This window comes from Clavibacter quasicaliforniensis, assembly GCF_051201715.1.
GTDB lineage: Bacteria > Actinomycetota > Actinomycetes > Actinomycetales > Microbacteriaceae > Clavibacter > Clavibacter seminis.
This window is the reverse complement of the sequence record NZ_CP139624.1, coordinates 933,147-951,737: the sequence shown is the minus strand read 5'-3', so window position 1 is coordinate 951,737 and position 18,591 is coordinate 933,147. Positions and strand designations below refer to the sequence as shown.

Here is an 18,591-nt window from a genome sequence, read left to right as displayed (position 1 = left end):
TGCGGGGTCGCGGACCACGCGGTCGGGTCAGTAGGGATCCCAGTGCCGCTACTGATCCGCGCGGCCGGGCAGCACGACGCGAGGCCCGCGATCCGGTCGGATCACGGGCCTCGGGGCGCGCGCGGAGGTCGCGCGGAGGGGTGGGCGGTCAGCCCGCGGTCGCCGCCAGCGACTGCCGGGCGATCTCGAGCTCCTCGTCGGTGGGGATCACGAGCACCGCGACGGGCGATCCCTCGGGGCTCACGAAGCGCGCCTCGGAGCTGATCAGCTCGTTGCGGTCGTCGTCGATCCCGATGCCCATGAACTCGAGGCCCGCGAGGGAGCGCCGCCGCACGAGCGGGTTGTTCTCGCCGACGCCGGCCGTGAAGACGACCGCGTCGACACCGCCGAGCTGGGCCGCGTACGCGCCGACGTAGTGGCGGATCCGGTGCCGGTACACGCCGAGCGCCGTCTGCGCGGCCTCGTCGCCGTCGGCCGCCGCGCGCTGCACGTCGCGCATGTCGCCGAGGCCGGTCAGCCCGAGCAGGCCGCTCCTCCGGTTGAGCAGCGTCTCGAGGTCGTCGAGGCCGAGGTCGGTGTGGCGGGCGAGGTGGAACAGGATCGCCGGGTCGATGTCGCCGGAGCGGGTCCCCATCACGAGGCCCTCGAGCGGCGTGAGGCCCATGGACGTGTCGATGGAGCGCCCGCCCTGCACGGCCGCGGCCGACGCGCCGTTGCCGAGGTGCAGCACGATGATCCGCGTCTCCTCGAGCGGCTTCCCGAGCAGGCGCGCGGCGGCCTCCGAGACGAACTTGTGGCTCGTGCCGTGGAAGCCGTAGCGGCGGATGCGGTGCGCCGCGGCGAGCTCCCGGTCGATGGCGTACGTGTACGCCTCGGCCGGCAGCGTCTGGTGGAACGCGGTGTCGAAGACGGCGACGTGCGGGACGTCGGGGAACGCGGTCTGCGCCGCCTCGATGCCCTGCAGCGCCCCCGGGTTGTGCAGCGGTGCCAGCGCGGAGAGGTCGTCGATGTCGGCCTTCACCCGGTCGGTGACGACGGTCGGCTCGACGAACACGTCGCCGCCGTGCACGACCCGGTGGCCGACCGCGACGGGCGGCTCCTCGTCGAGCGACGGCCCGTGCTCGGCGAACGCGTCGAGCATCGCCTGGAACCCGGCGGTGTGGTCGGCGATGGGCAGCTCGCGCTCCCACGAGTCGCCGCCTGCCTTGTGACGCGTGGATCCGGTCGGCTCGCCGATGCGCTCCACGAGCCCGGACGCGAGCACGGACTCCGTGTCCATCTCGATGAGCTGGTACTTGAACGACGACGATCCGGAGTTGACGACGAGGACGACGGGCACGGGGTTCTCCTGACGGGGCGGGTGCGAGAGCGGACGGGCGGGACGGACGGGCGCTCAGCCCGCCTCGATCCCCTCGGCCTGGATGGCGGTGATGGCGACGGTGTTGACGATGTCCTGCACGAGCGCGCCGCGCGACAGGTCGTTGATGGGCTTGCGGAGCCCCTGGAGCACGGGCCCGATGGCGACCGCGCCGGCCGAGCGCTGCACGGCCTTGTACGTGTTGTTGCCCGTGTTGAGGTCCGGGAAGATGAACACGGTCGCGCGGCCGGCGACCGCGGAGCCGGGCATCTTCGTCGCCGCGACCGCCGCGTCCGCTGCCGCGTCGTACTGGATGGGGCCCTCGACCGCGAGGTCCGGCCGCAGCTCCCGCACGCGCGCCGTCGCCTGGCGCACCTTCTCCACGTCGGCGCCGGCGCCCGACTCCCCCGTCGAGTACGACAGCATCGCGATGCGCGGCTCGATGCCGAACTGCGCCGCGGTCTCGGCCGAGGAGATGGCGATGTCGGCGAGCTGGTCGGCCGTGGGATCCGGGTTCACGGCGCAGTCGCCGTACACGAGCACGCGGTCGGCGAGCGCCATGAGGAACACGGACGAGACGACGGAGACGCCCTCGGTGGTCTTGATGATCTCGAAGCCCGGCCGGATGGTGTGCGCCGTCGTGTGCGCGGCACCCGAGACCATGCCGTCGGCGAGGCCGAGCTGCACCATCATCGTGCCGAAGTAGGACACGTCCGTCACGGTCTCGCGCGCGATGTCGAGCACCATGCCCTTGTGCGCGCGGAGCCTCACGTACTCCTCCGCGAAGCGCTCGCGGAGCACCGCGTCGAACGGGCTGAGGACGGTCGCGCGGCCGATGTCGATGCCGAGGCCGATGGCACGCGAGCGCACCTCGATCTCCTCGCCGAGGATCGTGACGTCGGCGATGCCGCGGCTGAGGATCGTGCCGGCGGCGCGCAGCACGCGGTCGTCGGTGCCCTCGGGCAGCACGATGCGCTTGCCCGCCTTCCGCGCGCGCTCTATGAGGCCGTACTCGAACATGAGCGGCGTCACCACGTCGGAGCGGCTGACGTCCAGCAGCTCGAGCAGCCGCGACGTGTCGACGTGCTGCTCGAACGCGGCGAGCGCCGTGTCCATCTTCCGGGTGGACTCGGGCGAGAGCCGGCCGCGGGTCTGCGTGATGCGCTTCGCGGTCTCGTAGGTGCCGAGCTCGGTGGAGATGATAGGCAGGGTCTGGTCGAGCCCGGCGATGAGCGTCTCGATGGTGGGCGACAGCGCGAACCCGCCGTTCAGCACGATGCCCGCGACCGTGGGGAAGGTCTCGGAGGCATGCGCCGTGAGCACGCCGAGGAGGACCTCGCTGCGGTCGCCGGGGATCACGACGATGGCGCCCTCGGTGAGGCGCGCGAGCACGTTCTCCATCGACATGGCGGAGACGACCACGCCGAGCGCCTCGCGGCTGAGGAGCGCCTGGTCGCCTTTGACGAGCGTGCCGTCGACCGCGTCGAGCAGCTCGGCGACCGTGGGGGCGACGAGGAACGCGTCCTCCGGGATCGCCCACACCGGCACGTGCGGCGCCCGGGCCTGGAGCGACGCGGGGACGGCGGCGGGGATCGCGGCCGTGATGGCGTCGAGCTGCTCGGGGTCGGCGCGGTTCACGACGACGCCGAGCAGGGCCGCGTGCGCGGTGACCAGCTCGGGGACGGCGAGGTCCGCGATCTGGCGCATCTCGTCGGGGCTGCGGCCGCCGGTCTCGTCCGCGCGGCGGCCCGTGAGCACCAGGAGCACGGGGGCGCCGAGGTTCGCGGCGATGCGCGCGTTGAAGGACAGCTCGGTGGGGCTGCCGACGTCGGTGTAGTCGCTGCCGACGATGACGACCGCGTCGCACTTCGCCTCGACGGCCTTGTAGCGCTCGACGATGCGCGAGAGCGCGGCCTCGGGATCCGCGTGCACGTCGTCGTAGGTGACGCCCACGCACTCGTCGTAGTCGAGGTCCACGCCGTCGTGCGCGAGCAGCGCCTGGAGAACGTAGTCCGGCTCCTCGATGGAGCGCGCGATGGGACGGAACACGCCCACGCGCTGGATCTGGTGGGTGAGGGTGTCGAGCACGCCCAGCGCGACCGTCGACTTGCCCGAGTGCCCTTCGGCGGACGTGATGTAGATGCTCCGAGCCATGCGCGCAAGCCTATGGGCGTCGCCTGCGCGGAAGCCCGCGCCTGTTAAAAGGAGAAGACCCCTCGCGCACCTGCCAGAGCCCGGCTGCCCTTGCTGCGTCTCCGCCCTGGGGGAGTTCACCTGGATGGCACCACGCGAGGAGCCGACACCGAGTGTACCCGACGCGGGAGCCCGGTCGGGCGGGCGGCGGCGCCCAGGAGCCGGTCACCGCGGCGGGCGTAGCGTGGACGGCATGCGCATCATCATCGCCGGAGGACACGGCCAGATCGCCCGACTGCTCGAACGACGCCTCGCCGACCAGGGTCACCAGCCCGTCGGCATCGTCCGCAACCCGGACCACGCGTCCGACCTCGCCGACGCGGGCGCCGAGGCGCTCGTGCTGGACCTGGAGAACAGCGACGTCGACCAGGTCGCCGAGGCCCTCCGCGGCGCCGACGCCGTGGTCTTCGCGGCCGGCGGCGGGCCCGACTCCGGACCCGAGCGCAAGCTCACGATCGACCGCGACGGCGCGATCCTGCTGGCCGACGCCGCCGAGAGGGCGGGCGTCACGCGCTACGTCATGATCTCGGCCATGGCCGTCGACGGCTTCGACCCCGACAGCGACGACACGTACGAGATCTACCAGCGCGCCAAGTCCGAGGCGGACGCCGACCTCCGGGCCCGCGACATCGACTGGACCATCGTCCGCCCCGGCGGCCTCACCGACGACGCGGGCACCGGCCGGATCCAGGTGGGCACGTCCACGGGCCGCGGCACCATCCCGCGCGCCGACGTCGCCGAGATCGTCGCGACGGCGCTCATCGACGGCACGGGCGTCCGCGTCCAGTTCGAGGCGATCTCGGGCGAGGAGCCCGTCGCCGAGGCCATCGCGGGGCTGCGCTACTAGCGGCACCCGCCAGGCGCGCGACCCGCGTGGATCCGGATGACGGCCCCCTCCTCCCCGGAGGGTGCCGTCATCCGCTTCCGGGCCTGCTGAGGCACCCGGGTCGTGCCGCGGGCGACGCGTCGGGTCGACGGCACCCGAAGCCGTCGTACTCCCGTGCGTCGCACGCATGGTGCGCCGGAGCGCACCGTCCGGAGCATCCCCATGCCCGGACATGTAGGAGACGTTAGGAGCGTCGGAACGTGTCCCCCACAGTGCGGACTACTTATTTCCGCGACCCATCCGATCAGTAAACGTCGGTTCGCCTGGCTGGAGCCCCGCATTCCGCGCAAGATGTACCCACAAGGACCGCGCAGCCTCGGGGGATGCGGCGCGGACCACCGCTTTGACGCGACGGGGGTCACATGAAGCAGATGACGCACACCTACATACGGTCGAGCGGCCGCGTCGAGAGCCCGCCAGCCCGCGGTGGCCGGGCGCGCGACCTGGAGACGCTCGAGCGCTGGCTCGTCGCGGGCACGAGCGCCGTGGTCACCGGCAGCGTCGGCTCGGGTCGCAGCCACGTCGCCGGTCGCGTCGCGGACGCCCTCACGCGCAACGGCCTCACCGTGATCCGCGCCCACGCCTCCACGCCCGACCTCGCGGACGTCCTCCGCCGGGTCACCGACGAGGTGCCAGGGATCCGCACCGCGCGACCGCTCCCCGCCGCGCGACCCGTCGTGGTCATCGACGACGGGCACCTCATGCCACCCGACCTGCGCGCCGCCCTCGTCGACGCGCGCGCGAGCGAGCGCTGCACGCTGCTCGTCACCGTCGACGACACGGGCGGCGATCCCCGCCGCCTCCGCGCCAGGGACCTCCAGGCCGGCGGGGACCAGGCCGTGCGCACGGCGCAGGCGGCCCACGAGATCCTCGGCCTCTGGCGGAACGGCTACGCCGAGCGGCTAGACCTCTCCCCGCTGGATGCGGCCGAGGTCGACGCGATGATCGACTCGATCGCGGGCCAGGTCGCGCTCGACCAGGCGACGCGGGTGCAGATCCAGCGGCGCAGCGGCGGACGCCCGTTCCTCGTCCGCGAGCTGACCTTCGAGGCGCTCGAGTCGGACGGCACGGAGCGCACCATCACGGGCTACGCCTTCCCGAGCCCGCACGCGCCGCGCGCGCGGATCCTCGAGCTGGTCTCCTCCCGCGTCTCGATGCTCGACGACGACGAGCGCAGCACGCTCGTGCTCCTCGCCCGCCTCGACGGCGTCCCCTACCAGCGCGCTGCCCGGCTGTTCGGCGAGACGATCCTGCGGGTGCTGGGCGCGCGCGGCCTCGCGCGCGTGCAGGGTCAGGGCGACCGGATCCTCCGTGCCGACCTGCTGGAGGCCGAGGCCGCGCTCGCCCGCACCGACCCGGAGGCCGTCGACGCCCTCACGCGTCGCGTCGTCGGGTCGCTCCTGCAGGAGGCGGCGCACGGCGTCCCGCTCAACCCGAAGGAGAGCCTGCTCATCGCGCGCACGCTCACCGACGACGGTCGCCGCGACGCCGTCGAGCGCTTCGGCGAGGACACCCTCGCCGCCGTGCACCTCGTCGCCGCGCGGCTGGCCAACGACGTCGGCATGACGCACGACGCGCTGGCCTTCGCGGAGATCGCCGGTCGCGGCGGCTCCGACGCGTACGCGGCCTGCGAGCGGGGACGCGCGCTGACCGTCCTCGGCAACCCGGCGCGCGCGATGGAGGTGCTGGAGGCGCTGGACACGACGTCCCTCACCGCGGCCGAGCGCGTCGAGGCGCTGCACTGGCGCGTCCTCTCGACGCATGCCGCGATGCCGGGGACCGACCGTGTCCACCGCCTGCTCGACGGGATCGCGAACGGCGCGGACGCGGATCCCGACGAGCGCGCGCAGGCGGCCGTCATCGGCGCCGCCATGTCGCTCGGGCTGATGGAGTGGGAGTCCGCGCTCCGCGCCGCCCGGGCCGCCTCCGCCGTCACGGCCAGCCCGCTCGTGCGACTCCGGGCCCAGCGCGCCGTGGTCCTCGCGCTCGGCCACCTCGGGCGCGGCGCCGAGCTCGGCGACGCCATCGACGAGGGACTCGGCCTCGTCTCCCGCCGCTCCGACCGCCGCGGGACCTACGACGACATCCTCCTCGAGGAGGCGCGCCTCGAGCTCCTCTCGGCGAGCGCGTTCAGCCGCCGCCTGTGCCGCCTCGACCTGCCCGACCTCGAGCGCGAGCTCGACGCGTGGGTGGAGTCGGCGATCGCGCAGGACGCGCAGTGGTTCATCCCCGTCCTCGGCGCCATCACGGGCGGCGTCGCCCTCGACCTCGGCCGGCTCGACCGGGCGGAGGCCGAGCTGACCCTCGCGGACGACCGGCTGATCGGCCCGGACATCGGCACGTGGCGGCTCTGGATCGGCATGCAGCGGGCCCGCGTGCTCGCGCTCCGCGGCCGCACGGAGGAGGCCGAGCGCATCGCGACGGAGATCGCGCACCGGGCCGACCCGCGCTACCCGTACCAGCGCATGCTCGCCGAGGGCGTGCGCGTGGAGATCCTCGCGTCCCGCGGCCGGCCGGAGGAGGCGGCGACGCTGCTCCTCGACGTGGGCGACCTGAGCGGCGACGCCCACGCGCTCCGGGCGGGCATCCTGTTCCGGGCCTGGACGCTCGGATCCACGGACCCTCGCCTCGTCGCGGGCGCCCGCCTGGTGCGCGAGCGCACCGACGTGCCGGCCCTGCACGGCATGGCCGAGATCGTGGAGGGATCCCGCACGGCGGACGCGGCGCTCGTCGCGCAGGGCGTCCGCACGCTCGAGGAGTCCGGCCTGCACCAGCAGGCCCTGACCGCATGCGAGGACCTGCTCCGGATGCTGGCGGGCGGCGAGCCCGGGACCGCCCTCACCGAGGCGCGGGCGACGCTCGGGCGGATCCAGGCGCGCATCGACCGCGGTGCGCCCGCGACGGAGACGTCGACGGTCACGCCCGTCCTCGACGTGAGCATGCTCACCCGCCGGGAGCTCGAGATCGGCGTGCTCGCGGCCCAGGGGCTGAGCAACCGGGAGATCGCCGGGCGCCTGTTCCTGTCCGTGCGCACGGTCGAGTCGCACCTCTACCAGGCGCGCGCCAAGCTCGGCGCGCCCTCGCGTCGGGCCCTCGCGGGGCTGCTCGACACCCCTGGTGCATCGAGCCTCGTCGCGGGCAGGTAGTATCGACGGGTGCCGCCGCGTTCCTGACGCCGCGGCACGCGTCATGGAGGATTCGCCTAGTGGCCTATGGCGCACGCTTGGAAAGCGTGTTGGGTGAAAGCCCTCAGGGGTTCGAATCCCCTATCCTCCGCCAGTCGCACGAGAGCCCCGACGGACCCCGGTCCGCCGGGGCTCTCGTGTACCCCGGCGGGCTCCCCGTGTCCCCCATAGCGCCCCTGCCCGCCGAGCCGGCACCCGCCTAGGCTGGACCGGTCGTCCCGCCCGCACCCGCGGGTGCCGCCCGTCCCGAGATGCGCGCGGCGCACCGGACGACGGCAGACGCGACGACGGCGTCGGACGACCGGAGGCGACGTGCAGCACGACCGCGACGCTCCCCCCGCGGGCGCGAGCACGCTCATCCGCCCTCGCGCGGCGCTGCTCCGGCAGCTCGGCCTCGCCACGCTCGCGCTCGTGATCCCCCTGGGCGCGGCGCTCCTCGTGCTCGCCGTCCCCACCGGGAACGCGGCGGCCGTGATCCTCGGCGTGGTCGTGATCGTGCTGCTGGGCGCCGTGCTCGCCGGCCTGTACCTCACCTCCTACGTGCGGATCTCGCACGCCACCGGAGACGTCGAGTCCCGCTTCCTCGGGCGCCGCACGCGCATCCGCGGCAGCATCGTCCACGACCTCCTGGTGGTGCACGTCTACCAGGGCCTCACGCTCGACACGCAGCCGCGCCTGTTCGTCATGGACGTCGACGGCCGGCTCCTCCTCCGCCTCAGCGGACACGTGTACGACCTCTGGACCATGCGGTCGATGGCGGCCGACCTCGACCTCCCGCTGACGGAGCAGGCGAAGGTGCTCACGATGGCGGAGCTGCGCGGGGCCCGGCGCGGGATCCTCCCCTGGTACGAGCGCTCGCGGATCGCGCTGGCGGGTGCGCTCGTGCTCCTGGGCGTGGGCGTGATCGGCGTCGTCGTCGGCATCATGGCGCTCACGGGCGTGCCCGTGTCGATCCGGCTGTGACGGACCAGGCCCTCTCAGCGCTCCGTCCTCTGCTCGAGCGCTGGCGGCTGGATCCGGACGGCCCCGCGACGCGCACCGCCAGCAGCGTGCTCGCCCCGGTCCGCCGCGACGGCGCGCGCCTGATGCTCAAGGTGCCGCTCGTGGAGGAGGAGCGGCGCGGCGGGCGGCTCATGGCCGCCTGGGCCGGCCGCGGTGCCGCGCCCGTGCTCGAGTCGGACGCCGACGGCACCGTGCTCATGGCGCGCGCCGGCGACCCGGGGGTCCTCGTGCGGGAGGCGTCGGCCGACGGACCGGACGCGGACGCGCGCGACGACCGGGCCACGCGGATCCTCGCCCGCGCCGCCGCCCGGCTGCACCTCGTCCCGCCGGACGCGACGACGGTCGCCGAGGCCGTGCCGCTGACCGTCTGGTTCCGCGAGCTGGTCGAGCCCGCGCGCCCGCTCCCCTGGTCCCTGGACCGCGGCGCCGGCGTCGCCCGCGAGCTGCTCGCCGGATCCGGGCCGGGCATCGTGCTGCACGGCGACGTCCACCACGGCAACGTCCTGCGCTTCGGCGACGGCGACGGCCTCGGCGACAGCGACAGCGACGGCGACGCTGACGCCGACGCCTGGCGCGCCATCGACCCGAAGGCCCTCGTCGGCGACCCCGGCTTCGACACCGCGAACGTGCTCGCGAATCCCACCCCCGCGATCGCGCTGCGCCCGGGACGCCTGGCCCGCCGCGCGCGCGTGGTCGCCGAGGAGACGGGCGCCGACCTCGACGCCGTGCTCGCGTGGACGGAGGCGTGGTGCGCGCTGTCCGCGGCGTGGGACGTGGACGACGCCGCGAGCCTGCCCCGGGTGGAGGCGCTCGGCCGGCTCGGGGCCGCCGCGCGCGACGCCCGCGGGGGATCCGGCCCGCTGCTCTAGCTGGCGCCCTCCGGCTCGCGCTCCCCTGTCCCGCGCGGCGCGAGGGCGGACGCGCGCCCGGCGACCGCGCCCAGCGCGCGCTCGAACGGCCCGCGCCCGATGGTCCGGGTCCAGAGCAGGCAGAGCACGACGGTCACGACGACGAACGCCAGGTACGCGCCGTCGTCCGCGATGAGCTCCCCCTCCGGCGCGACGAGGTCGATGACCACGATGTGGACCGCGTACACGGTGAGCGCGAGCTGCCCCACCGCCTCGAGCGGCACGAGCACGGCAGGCAGGAGGGCGGCGACGCGTAGGCACAGGCCGATCACCGCGATGGCGAACCCGCCGGATCCCACGACCTCGAACGGCGACCCCTCGTGCGGCGTCGTCGAGAGGATGAACTCCCACCCCGGCGGCGGCGCGGGCAGCGCGGCCTCGACGAGCGCCGACCCGCCGTACGCGAGCACGGCGAGCCCGGCGCCGACGGTCACGAGCAGCAGCTGCACGCGCGCCGAGCCGAGCGCGAGGCGGCCGATCCCGAGGCCCGCGATCGCGAACACCACCCAGGTGAGCGCCGGGTAGTGGCCGGTGACGACGAGCACGACGAACGGGTCCGGCCGCATGAGGGCGGCGTCGAAGTGGATGGCGAGCGCGGTGGTCGCGACCGGCAGCGCGACGGCGGCGACCCCGGCGAGCGCGAGCAGGCGCGACGCGCGCCAGCGCAGCAGCGGCAGCACGGCCACGAACAGCACGGCGTAGACCTCGAGGATCACGGCGACGTACGTCTGCAGCGACGCCAGCAGCCCGCCGAGGAGGAACAGGCACGCGGCGCGCACGAGGATCCGCAGGCGCACGCGCGCGAGGTCGCTCCCGTCCGCCGGCCGGTCGCGCCCCGACATCAGCGCGATGGACAGCCCCGCGAGCGTCGCGAAGAGGATGGAGGAGCGGCCGTCCGTGATGGCGAGCCAGGTCGCCGGCTCGTCGAGCTCGAGGGTCCGCGGCACGGCGACGTGCGCCGCCATCATCCCGAGGACGGCGAGGCCGCGTGCGGCGTCGATCCCCCGCAGGCGGGCCGGGTCGCGGGCGGGGCTCATGGCCTCACCCTACCCAGCGGCAGCGGGCCGTCGACGGCCGTCAGTTGGTGAGGGCCGGCACCGTCCGCGGCTGGACGATGAGCCACATCGAGAGGATCGACACGACCGCGCACGCCCCCATGACCGCGGCCATCGGCACGCCCGAGGTGATGCCGATCACGCCGACGATGGGCGAGATCGCGCCCGCGAGCCCGAAGTTCACAGCTCCGAGCAGCGACGCCGCGGTGCCGGCCTCGTGCCCGTGGTTGACGAGGCCGAGGACCTGCACGCAGGGGAAGCCGAAGCCGCACGCGAGGATGAAGAAGAACAGCGGGATCAGCGTGCCCAGCAGGCCCGCGTCGGTGAACGTCCCGAGCAGCACGATCGTCGCCGACGCCAGGAACTGCACGGTGACGACGCCCGCGAGGATCCACTGCGGCCCGATGACCTTCGTGAGCCTGGCGGCGATCTGGTTGCCGATCACGACCCCCAGCGAGTTGATCCCGAACAGGATCCCGAACTGCTGCGCGTCGAACCCGTACACGTCCTGGAACAGGAACGACGAGCTGGAGAGGTAGGAGAAGAGCCCCGCGAACTGCATCCCGCCGATGAGGGCGACGCCGACGAACACGCGGTCGCCGAGCACCGAACGGTAGCGGCGGAGCAGCGTCCCCTTCTCCTCGACGCGCACCCGGTCCTTGGGCAGCGTCTCGACGATGAAGAAGGTGACGGCGATCACGACGAGGATCGCGTAGGCGGTGAGCGCGTAGAACACGCCGCGCCAGTCGACGAAGCGCAGCAGCTGCGAGCCGATGACGGGCGCGAGGATCGGCGCGAGCCCGGTCACGAGCGCGAGGCGCGAGAGCATGCGCACGAGCGGGCGGCCGCCGAACAGGTCGCGCACCATGGCCATCGCGACGACCGCGCCGCCCGCGGCGCCGGCACCCTGGAGGATGCGGAAGACGAGCAGCGCGGTGACGTCGGGCGCGAGCGCGGCGCCGAGCGACGCGAGGATGTGCAGGCTCGTGGCGACGATGAGCGGCAGCCGGCGCCCCACCCGGTCGCTCCACGGCCCGACCACGAGCTGGCCGAGCGCGAACCCGACGGTCGTGCCCGTCAAGGTCAGCTGGACGGCCGCGTCCGAGACGCCGAACTGCTCCTTGATCACCGGGAAGGCGGGCAGGTAGAGGTCGATCGTGAACGGCCCGAGGCCGACGAGGGCGCCCAGCACGATGATGTAGACGATGCGCTCCCGGCGGGAGAGCGCGTCGCCGGGGTGGAGGACGGCAGACGACACGGAGCGTTCCTTCGGGATGAGGGGGGCGCGGGGCGCCGGAGGACGGAGGGCGTGCGCGTGCACCGCCTCGAAGTCCAACTGGCGCGCGCCCGGCTTATTCCCAGCCCAGGGAATCGCCGCGCGGCCGCTCCTCAGCGCCGGAGCGCGCGCACGACCCGCTCCACGTCGTCCTCGTCGTTCCAGAGGTGGAACGCGATGCGCGCGCGGCCCGCGCGGCCCGAGGCGACGATCCCCGCGGCCCCGAGGGAGGCGAGGTCGGCGCCGTCCGCGTCCGGCCAGGTGACGATGGCCTGCCCGCGCGGCTCGATGCCGAGGCCCGTGCTCACGAGGTCGCCGAGCTCGACGTTCCTGCGGTGCACGGCGTCGAGGTCGAGACGGGCGAAGAGCGCGATCGCCGGAGCCGCGCCCACCCACGCTCCGAACGCGGGCGACACGTCGAACGCGCGCGCGTCCTCGGCGAGCGCCATCGCGGGCCCGTAGCAGGACGCCCACACGTCGGCTCCCGCGTACCAGTTCGCCTGCACGGGCACGAGGGTCCTGCGGTAGCGGTCGGACAGCGTGAGGAACGCCGCGCCGCGCGGCGCGCAGAGCCACTTGTACGCGTGGCAGGCGGTCGCGTCGAACAGGCTCGCGTCGATCGGCATGGCGCCCGCCGCCTGCGTGGTGTCGCAGAGGGTGAAGGCGTCGTGGATCCGCGCGGCCTCCCGGATCGCGGCGACGTCGGCGACCCGGCCGTCGGCGGACTGCACGAGGGAGAACGCGACCAGGTGCGTGCGCGGGCCGATCTCGGCCGCGAGCTCCTCGAGCGGCACGTGCCGCACCACGACGCCGCGCGCCTCCGCCACCACGAACGGGTACGTGAGCGAACTGAAGTCGCCCGTGACGCACAGCACCTCGGCGCCCGCGGGCACGGCGGCGGCGAGCACGCTCACGAAGGAGGCGGTCTGCGAGCCGACGGCGACGGATCCGACCGGCACGCCCACGAGCGACGCGTACGACGCGCGCACGCCCTCGACGACGCCGCCGTAGCCGTGCGCGGTGGATCCCCCGGCGGACCACGTCGTGAGATCGGCCCGCAGGCGCTCGACCGTCGCGCGCGTGGGCAGGCCCATGGTGCAGGCGGACAGGTAGCCGGGCCCGGCCTCGAACAGGTCGCGCAGGTCGGCGGGCAGGGGCGCGGTCGTCATGCGTCCAGCGTGACCAGGGCGGATCCATCGAGCAAGACCCCGCCCGGCATGCGTCCCATAAGCACACGTTATGCTCCGCGCATGACCGACGCTCCCCCGACCGCGCGCGACCTCGACTCGGCCGCGCTCGCGGCGGTGCACGCCCTGGCCGTCCGCGGCTCGATCACCGCGGCGGCGGCTTCCCTCGGCGTCAGCCAGCCCGCCCTGTCGCAGACCCTCCGGCGCCTCGAGGCGCGCATCGGCGTGCCCGTCACGGCGCGCGCAGGCCGCGGCGTCGTCCTCACCGAGGCCGGACGCGTCCTCGCGAGGCACGCCGAGGTCGTGGTGCACGCCATCGACCAGGCCGCCGACGAGCTCGACGACCTGCGGGGCCTCCGCGCCGGCACCGTCCGCGTCGCGGCGTTCCCCTCCGCGTCGTCGACCGTCGTGCCGCGACTCCTCGGCGGCCTCGCGGCGGCGCACCCGCGCCTCGGGTTCGGCTACCTCGAGGCCGAGCCGCCCGAGGCCGTCGCGGCGGTCCGCGCGCGCGAGGCCGACGTCGCCGTCACCTTCGCCTACCCGGACGACCCCGACGACCCGGGCGCGCGCTCCCTCGACGGCCTCGAGTCCCGGCCGCTCTGGCGCGAGACGCTGTGGGCCGTGCTGCCGGAGTCGCGGGCGCTGCGGCACCGCGGCCCGCTCGCGCTCCACGACCTCGCCGACGACCGGTGGATCGCGGGCTGCGTGCGCTGCCGCCGCCACCTCGTGAGCGCGTGCGCCCGCAGCGGCTTCGCGCCGGCGACGTCATTCGAGACGGACAACGCCGCGGCGGCCGTCGGCATGGTCCAGGCAGGGCTCGGGGTCGCGCTCCTCCCGTCGCTCGCCCTCGCGACCGCTCCCCTGCCCCGCGGCGTCGTGCGGCGGCGGATCTCCGGCGTCGGCGAGCGCGTCGTCCACGTCGTCACGGCGCCGGGCGGATCCGTCTCGCCCGCCGTGCACGCCGCCGTCGCGGCGCTCGTCCGGCTGCGCGTCGGCGACTGGGAGCTCCGCCGGGCGTGAGCGCCCGCGGCTCGCACGCTGCCAGGACAGCCGCCCCTGGCGGATTGTCGGTGGCGCTCCGTAATGTCTGAGGGGTCTGCCTCCGGTGTCCACCGCGGGCACCCTGACGCGGAGGAACGGTGACGCATGTCGGACGAGCACGGCGACGAGCTCCAGGACGAGGTCCAGGCCTCGGGCGGATCCACCGAGCGATCGAACCGGCACCTGCAGCGCAGCCACTCGGAGCAGGCCAGGTACCTGTCCGCCTACTTCGGCTGGAGCCTGCACGGCGACCTCATCCGCTCACACGGCACGACGGTGGCGATGTTCGTGGAGGACCTGGCCGACGCCATGCTCGCGCTGGGCTGGCTCGACGGCTCCGGCATCATCTGGGACGCGGTGCCGGTCGACGCCGACCGCGCCGTCGCCGAGGTGCGACGCCACCAGATGGAGCAGGGGTGGATGCCGCCCACGACCGAGTGATGACGCGCGCCTCCGCGCGCCCTGTGCGTGCGGACCCGGGTCGCGCCGCTGCTCGATCGCGGGAGTAGCGTCCGAAGGGATAAGGCCGTCGGGGGACGCGTCTCGCAGACGGCCAGGAGGACACATGACGGACCACGACGGAGCGCTGCTCGACCGCGACATGGGACTGCTGCTCGCCGCCGCGTCCCGAGCGGTGATCTCGCTCTACAGGCCGTTGCTCAAGCCCTACCACCTCACGCACCCGCAGTACCTCGTCATGCTCGCCCTGCACGAACAGGACCCGCGTCGCGCGGGCGATCTGAGCGACGCCGTGCAGCTCACGCCGGGCACGCTGTCCCCGCTGTTCAAGCGCCTCGAGCTCCTCGGCTACATCACGCGCCAGCGCGACCTGGCCGACGAGCGCCGCCTCCTCATCGCCCTCACCGAGCGCGGGCGCGGGATCCTGCCGGACCTCCTGCGGGTCGCCGAGCAGGTCCACGACGACGTCGTCCACCGCAGCGGGGCCGACTCGACCGCGCAGGCGCGCCTGCGCAGCATGACCGAGCTGCTCCTCGACGCCTGAGCGGACGCAGGCCGCGGCGTGCGGCGCCCGTCAGCGCGCGCCGTCGACCACGCGCTGCCACAGCGTGTGGTCGCTCCACGCGCCGTCGATCCGCAGGTACGCCGGCGCGATCCCGATGGCGTGGAACCCGGCGCGCGTGAGCACCTCCTCGGATCCGCCGTTCCCCACCAGCGTCGACGCCTCCAGCCGGTGCAGCCCGGCGGCGCGCGCGATGCGGACCGCCTCCCGGGCAGCCGCCGTCGCGAGCCCGGCGCCCTGGCGCTCGCGGTCGATCCAGTAGCCGAGGCTCGCGCTCTGCGCCGCGCCGCGCTTCACCGCGAACAGGTCGCAGCGGCCGATGATCCGGTCGCCCTCGACGACGAGGTACGGCAGGCCGGATCCGGCCGCGCGCTCGGCGATGCGCCCGGCGAGCTGCGCGCGCTGCCCCGCCGACGTGAAGAACGCGTCGGTGCGCGCGGGCTCGAACGGCCGGAGGTGCTCCCGGTTGGCGCGGTACGCCGCGGCGAGCGCTGCGGCGTCGGTGATCCGCGCGGGCCGCATCACGATCCCGTCGGCGAGCACCGCACGCTCGTCCGTGCCGGGCGGGGGCCCGCTCACGCCCCGGGGCGCACGTGGCGCTCGGGCCGCGCGTCGACCGCGGGGATGGCGCGGTCCGCGATGAGCCGCGCGTACCACAGGGCGCTGTCCTTGGGCGTCCGCTCCTGCGTCGCGTAGTCCACGTGCACGATGCCGAACCGCTTCGAGTACCCGTACGCCCACTCGAAGTTGTCGAGGAGCGACCACACCTGGTAGCCGCGGAGGTCGACGCCGCGCTCGATCGCGCGGTGGGCCGCGGCGAAGTGGCGCGACAGGTAGTCGATCCGCTCGGGGTCGTGGACCGCCCGCACGCCGTCCTCCACGGTCACCTCGTCGTCGAACGCGGCGCCGTTCTCCGTCACCATGAGCGGCAGGTCGGGGAACTCGTCGTGCAGCGACACCAGCAGGTCCTCCAGGCCCTGGGGCTCGATGTTCCAGCCCATGGCCGTGTACGGACCCGGCTGCTCGAGGAACTCGACGTCGTCGGTGCCGGGGAACGGGGTCGCGGCGACGTCGCCGTGGATGGAGGTGCCGCCGCCCGCGACGGAGCCGTCCCGCATCCGCACCCGGCTGGTGTTGTAGTAGTTGACGCCCAGCAGGTGCAGCGGCTGGCGGATGAGCTCGGTGTCGCCCGGCAGCACGAACGACCAGTCGGTGATCGAGGCGGTGTCCTCGAGCACGTCGGCCGGGTAGCGGCCGTGCAGCAGCGGGTCGAGGAACACGCGGTTGCCGACGCCGTCGACGCGGCGCACGGCCTCGGGTCCCGTGTCGCCGTCGCCGCGGATCACGTGCAGGTTCAGCGTGATGGAGAAGCGCGCGTCGGCCGGCACGACCTCCCGGAGCGCCCGGACCGCGAGGCCGTGCGCGAGGTTGAGGTGGTGCACCGCCCGGAACGAGTCCTCGGCGTCCGTGCGGCCGGGCGCGTGCACTCCGGCCGCGTAGCCGAGGTAGGCCGAGCACCACGGCTCGTTGAGCGTGGTCCAGGTGCCGACGCGGTCGCCGAGCGCCTCGCCCATGATCCGCGCGTAGTCGGCGAAGGCGTACGCGGTGTCGCGGCTCGCCCAGCCGCCCTCGTCCTCGAGCGCCTGCGGGAGGTCCCAGTGGTAGAGCGTCGCGATGGGCGTGATCCCCCGCGCCACGAGCCCGTCGACCAGCCGCCCGTAGAACGCCAGGCCCTCCGCGTTCGCCGGCCCGCGCCCGGTCGGCTGGATGCGCGGCCACGCGATCGAGAACCGGTACGCCTCCAGGCCGAGCGCCCGCATCAGGTCGAGGTCGGACTCGAGCCGGTGGAAGTGGTCGTCGGCGACGTCGCCGGTGTCACCACCGAGCACCCTGCCGGGCGTGCGGCTGAAGGTGTCCCAGATGGAGGGGCCGCGCCCGCCCTCGTCGACCGCGCCCTCGATCTGGTAGGCGGCGGTGGCGGATCCGAAGAGGAAGCCGGGCGGGAACTCGAGGCCCTCGCCCCGGTCGTCGGCCGGATCCGCGTGCCGTCCGGCTGCGGCGGGCGATGCGTCGGTCATGTCGGGTGGACCTCTCCGTCGGGGCGATGGCGGGTCGGCGGATGCGCACGCGCGCGGTCGACGACGACCTCCTGCCATCCTGCCGGGGTGCCCGCGGCGCGTCCAGCCGACCCGCCCCCGGGTCGTGTCGGCGTTGTGCCCCGGCCGCGCTCCGGTTAGGTTGTAGCTAGCAACAAATCATCGACGACGCTGACAGGAGACACCATGGCGCTCACCCCCACCCGCGAGGACAAGTTCTCGTTCGGACTCTGGACCATCGGATACACGGGGGCCGATCCCTTCGGCGGCCCGACCCGCTCCGACCTCGACGTGGTCGAGGGCGTCGAGCGCATCTCGGAGCTGGGCGCCTACGGCCTCACCTTCCACGACGACGACCTCTTCGCCTTCGGATCCACCGACGCCGAGCGGCAGACGCAGATCGACCGCCTCAAGGGCGCCCTCAGCGACACCGGCATCGTCGTCCCGATGGTCACCACCAACCTCTTCTCCGCGCCCGTCTTCAAGGACGGCGGCTTCACCAGCAACGACCGCGCCGTCCGCCGGTTCGCGATCCGCAAGGTGCTCCGCAACATCGACCTCGCCGCCGAGCTCGGCGCGCAGACGTTCGTGATGTGGGGCGGCCGCGAGGGCGCCGAGTACGACTCCGCCAAGGACGTCCGCGGCGCGCTCGAGCGCTACCGCGAGGCCGTCAACCTCCTCGGCGACTACGTCACCGACAAGGGCTACGACATCCGCTTCGCGATCGAGCCGAAGCCCAACGAGCCCCGCGGCGACATCCTGCTGCCGACCCTCGGCCACGCGCTCGCCTTCATCGAGACCCTCGAGCGCCCCGAGCTCGTCGGCGTCAACCCCGAGGTCGGCCACGAGCAGATGGCGGGCCTCAACTTCACCGCCGGCATCATGCAGGCGCTGTACCAGGGCAAGCTCTTCCACATCGACCTCAACGGCCAGCGCGGCATCAAGTACGACCAGGACCTCGTCTTCGGCCACGGCGACCTGCAGAACGCGTTCTCGCTCGTCGACCTGCTGGAGAACGGCGGCGTGGGCGGCGGCCGTTCCTACGACGGCCCCCGTCACTTCGACTACAAGCCCAGCCGCACCGAGGACATCACGGGCGTGTGGGACTCCGCCGCGGCGAACATGCGCATGTACCTGCTCCTCAAGGAGCGCGCGCAGGCGTTCCGGGCCGACCCCGAGGTGCAGGAGGCGCTCGCCGCCGCGAAGGTCCAGGAGATCTACACGCCGACGCTGAACGAGGGCGAGTCCTACGACGACATCCTCGCCGACCGCTCCTCCTACGAGGACTTCGACGCCCCGTCGTACTTCGACGCCAAGGGCTTCGGCTTCGTCCGCCTCAACCAGCTGGCGCTCGAGCACCTCATGGGCGCGCGCTCCTAGCCCG

15 protein-coding genes, 1 tRNA gene and 1 other RNA gene are annotated in these 18,591 nt (G+C 74.0%); 9 read left to right on the top strand and 8 right to left on the bottom strand.

Annotation, left to right across the window (positions count from 1 at the left end; all coding sequences use genetic code 11):
* Nucleotides 1-148: 148 nt before the first annotated feature.
* From NL142_RS04640 to ffs, 3 genes are all read right to left on the bottom strand, one after another.
* Nucleotides 149-1,339 carry an acetate/propionate family kinase gene (locus NL142_RS04640; protein WP_194683145.1) on the bottom strand — a complete coding sequence of 397 codons (1,191 nt, stop codon included), beginning with the start codon at nt 1,337-1,339 and terminating at the stop codon, nt 149-151.
* A gap of 54 nt (nt 1,340-1,393) precedes the next feature.
* Complete coding sequence (gene pta, locus NL142_RS04635) at nt 1,394-3,511, bottom strand: phosphate acetyltransferase (RefSeq protein ID WP_435081152.1); 2,118 nt, start codon at nt 3,509-3,511, stop codon at nt 1,394-1,396.
* 50 nt (nt 3,512-3,561) lie between these two features.
* Nucleotides 3,562-3,658, bottom strand: an RNA gene (ffs, locus tag NL142_RS04630) — signal recognition particle sRNA small type.
* Between the two features lie 85 nt (nt 3,659-3,743).
* Here ffs and NL142_RS04625 point away from each other — a divergent pair.
* The 5 genes from NL142_RS04625 to NL142_RS04605 all read left to right on the top strand — a co-directional run bounded on the left by NL142_RS04625 (nt 3,744) and on the right by NL142_RS04605 (nt 9,492).
* Nucleotides 3,744-4,397 carry an SDR family oxidoreductase gene (locus tag NL142_RS04625; RefSeq protein ID WP_435081151.1) on the top strand — a complete coding sequence of 218 codons (654 nt, stop codon included), beginning with the start codon at nt 3,744-3,746 and terminating at the stop codon, nt 4,395-4,397.
* Between the two features lie 401 nt (nt 4,398-4,798).
* A complete protein-coding gene (locus tag NL142_RS04620; protein ID WP_435081150.1) occupies nt 4,799-7,582 on the top strand; it encodes a LuxR C-terminal-related transcriptional regulator in 2,784 nt (927 codons plus the stop codon).
* A 45-nt stretch (nt 7,583-7,627) separates the two neighbouring features.
* Nucleotides 7,628-7,715, top strand: a tRNA-Ser gene (locus NL142_RS04615).
* Nucleotides 7,716-7,933: 218 nt separating this feature from the next.
* Nucleotides 7,934-8,584 carry a hypothetical protein gene (locus NL142_RS04610; protein WP_435081149.1) on the top strand — a complete coding sequence of 217 codons (651 nt, stop codon included), beginning with the start codon at nt 7,934-7,936 and terminating at the stop codon, nt 8,582-8,584.
* Nucleotides 8,581-9,492 carry an aminoglycoside phosphotransferase family protein gene (locus NL142_RS04605; protein ID WP_435081148.1) on the top strand — a complete coding sequence of 304 codons (912 nt, stop codon included), beginning with the start codon at nt 8,581-8,583 and terminating at the stop codon, nt 9,490-9,492. The genes NL142_RS04610 and NL142_RS04605 overlap by 4 nt, the downstream gene beginning before the upstream one ends.
* Here the strand turns inward: NL142_RS04605 and NL142_RS04600 are convergent.
* From NL142_RS04600 to NL142_RS04590, 3 genes are all read right to left on the bottom strand, one after another.
* On the bottom strand, nt 9,489-10,568 hold the full coding sequence (locus NL142_RS04600; protein WP_435081147.1) for a heparan-alpha-glucosaminide N-acetyltransferase domain-containing protein: 1,080 nt from the start codon (nt 10,566-10,568) through the stop codon (nt 9,489-9,491). The two genes, NL142_RS04605 and NL142_RS04600, sit on opposite strands and share 4 nt — an antisense overlap.
* A 40-nt stretch (nt 10,569-10,608) precedes the next feature.
* Complete coding sequence (locus tag NL142_RS04595; protein ID WP_435081146.1) at nt 10,609-11,844, bottom strand: multidrug effflux MFS transporter; 1,236 nt, start codon at nt 11,842-11,844, stop codon at nt 10,609-10,611.
* A gap of 131 nt (nt 11,845-11,975) precedes the next feature.
* Nucleotides 11,976-13,031 (bottom strand): aminotransferase class V-fold PLP-dependent enzyme, encoded by a 1,056-nt coding sequence (locus tag NL142_RS04590; protein WP_194683153.1) that lies wholly within the window; start codon nt 13,029-13,031, stop codon nt 11,976-11,978.
* An 81-nt stretch (nt 13,032-13,112) separates the two neighbouring features.
* Between NL142_RS04590 and NL142_RS04585 the strand changes: the two genes are divergently transcribed.
* The 3 genes from NL142_RS04585 (at nt 13,113) to NL142_RS04575 (ending at nt 15,093) form a co-directional block, all read left to right on the top strand.
* Nucleotides 13,113-14,069: a LysR substrate-binding domain-containing protein gene (locus tag NL142_RS04585; protein ID WP_435081145.1), complete on the top strand. Its 957-nt coding sequence runs from the start codon at nt 13,113-13,115 to the stop codon at nt 14,067-14,069.
* A gap of 126 nt (nt 14,070-14,195) precedes the next feature.
* The gene (locus tag NL142_RS04580; RefSeq protein WP_194683155.1) at nt 14,196-14,531 is read left to right on the top strand and encodes a hypothetical protein; all 336 of its coding nucleotides are present in this window, start codon (nt 14,196-14,198) and stop codon (nt 14,529-14,531) included.
* A 124-nt stretch (nt 14,532-14,655) separates the two neighbouring features.
* Nucleotides 14,656-15,093: a MarR family winged helix-turn-helix transcriptional regulator gene (locus NL142_RS04575; protein ID WP_194683156.1), complete on the top strand. Its 438-nt coding sequence runs from the start codon at nt 14,656-14,658 to the stop codon at nt 15,091-15,093.
* A gap of 30 nt (nt 15,094-15,123) precedes the next feature.
* Here NL142_RS04575 and NL142_RS04570 read toward each other — a convergent pair whose 3' ends face one another.
* Entirely contained in the window at nt 15,124-15,690 is a 567-nt protein-coding gene (locus tag NL142_RS04570) for a GNAT family N-acetyltransferase (protein WP_435081144.1), read from the bottom strand.
* Complete coding sequence (locus NL142_RS04565; RefSeq protein WP_435081143.1) at nt 15,687-17,189, bottom strand: GH1 family beta-glucosidase; 1,503 nt, start codon at nt 17,187-17,189, stop codon at nt 15,687-15,689. The genes NL142_RS04570 and NL142_RS04565 overlap by 4 nt, the downstream gene beginning before the upstream one ends.
* 204 nt (nt 17,190-17,393) lie before the next feature.
* Here NL142_RS04565 and xylA point away from each other — a divergent pair, with 204 nt between their 5' ends.
* Entirely contained in the window at nt 17,394-18,587 is a 1,194-nt protein-coding gene (gene xylA / locus NL142_RS04560; protein WP_012037567.1) for a xylose isomerase, read from the top strand.
* The last annotated feature ends 4 nt before the right edge of the window (nt 18,588-18,591 follow it).

Bases quoted from the DNA above. Each gene is read 5' to 3' on its own strand.
- pta (WP_435081152.1), bottom strand. From the start codon at position 3,511: ATGGCTCGGAGCATCTACATCACGTCCGCCGAAGGGCACTCGGGCAAG.
- NL142_RS04625 (WP_435081151.1), top strand. From the start codon at position 3,744: ATGCGCATCATCATCGCCGGAGGACACGGCCAGATCGCCCGACTGCTC.
- NL142_RS04620 (WP_435081150.1), top strand. From the start codon at position 4,799: ATGAAGCAGATGACGCACACCTACATACGGTCGAGCGGCCGCGTCGAG.
- NL142_RS04600 (WP_435081147.1), bottom strand. From the start codon at position 10,568: ATGAGCCCCGCCCGCGACCCGGCCCGCCTGCGGGGGATCGACGCCGCA.
- NL142_RS04590 (WP_194683153.1), bottom strand. From the start codon at position 13,031: ATGACGACCGCGCCCCTGCCCGCCGACCTGCGCGACCTGTTCGAGGCC.
- NL142_RS04585 (WP_435081145.1), top strand. From the start codon at position 13,113: ATGACCGACGCTCCCCCGACCGCGCGCGACCTCGACTCGGCCGCGCTC.
- NL142_RS04580 (WP_194683155.1), top strand. From the start codon at position 14,196: ATGTCGGACGAGCACGGCGACGAGCTCCAGGACGAGGTCCAGGCCTCG.
- NL142_RS04575 (WP_194683156.1), top strand. From the start codon at position 14,656: ATGACGGACCACGACGGAGCGCTGCTCGACCGCGACATGGGACTGCTG.
- NL142_RS04565 (WP_435081143.1), bottom strand. From the start codon at position 17,189: ATGACCGACGCATCGCCCGCCGCAGCCGGACGGCACGCGGATCCGGCC.
- xylA (WP_012037567.1), top strand. From the start codon at position 17,394: ATGGCGCTCACCCCCACCCGCGAGGACAAGTTCTCGTTCGGACTCTGG.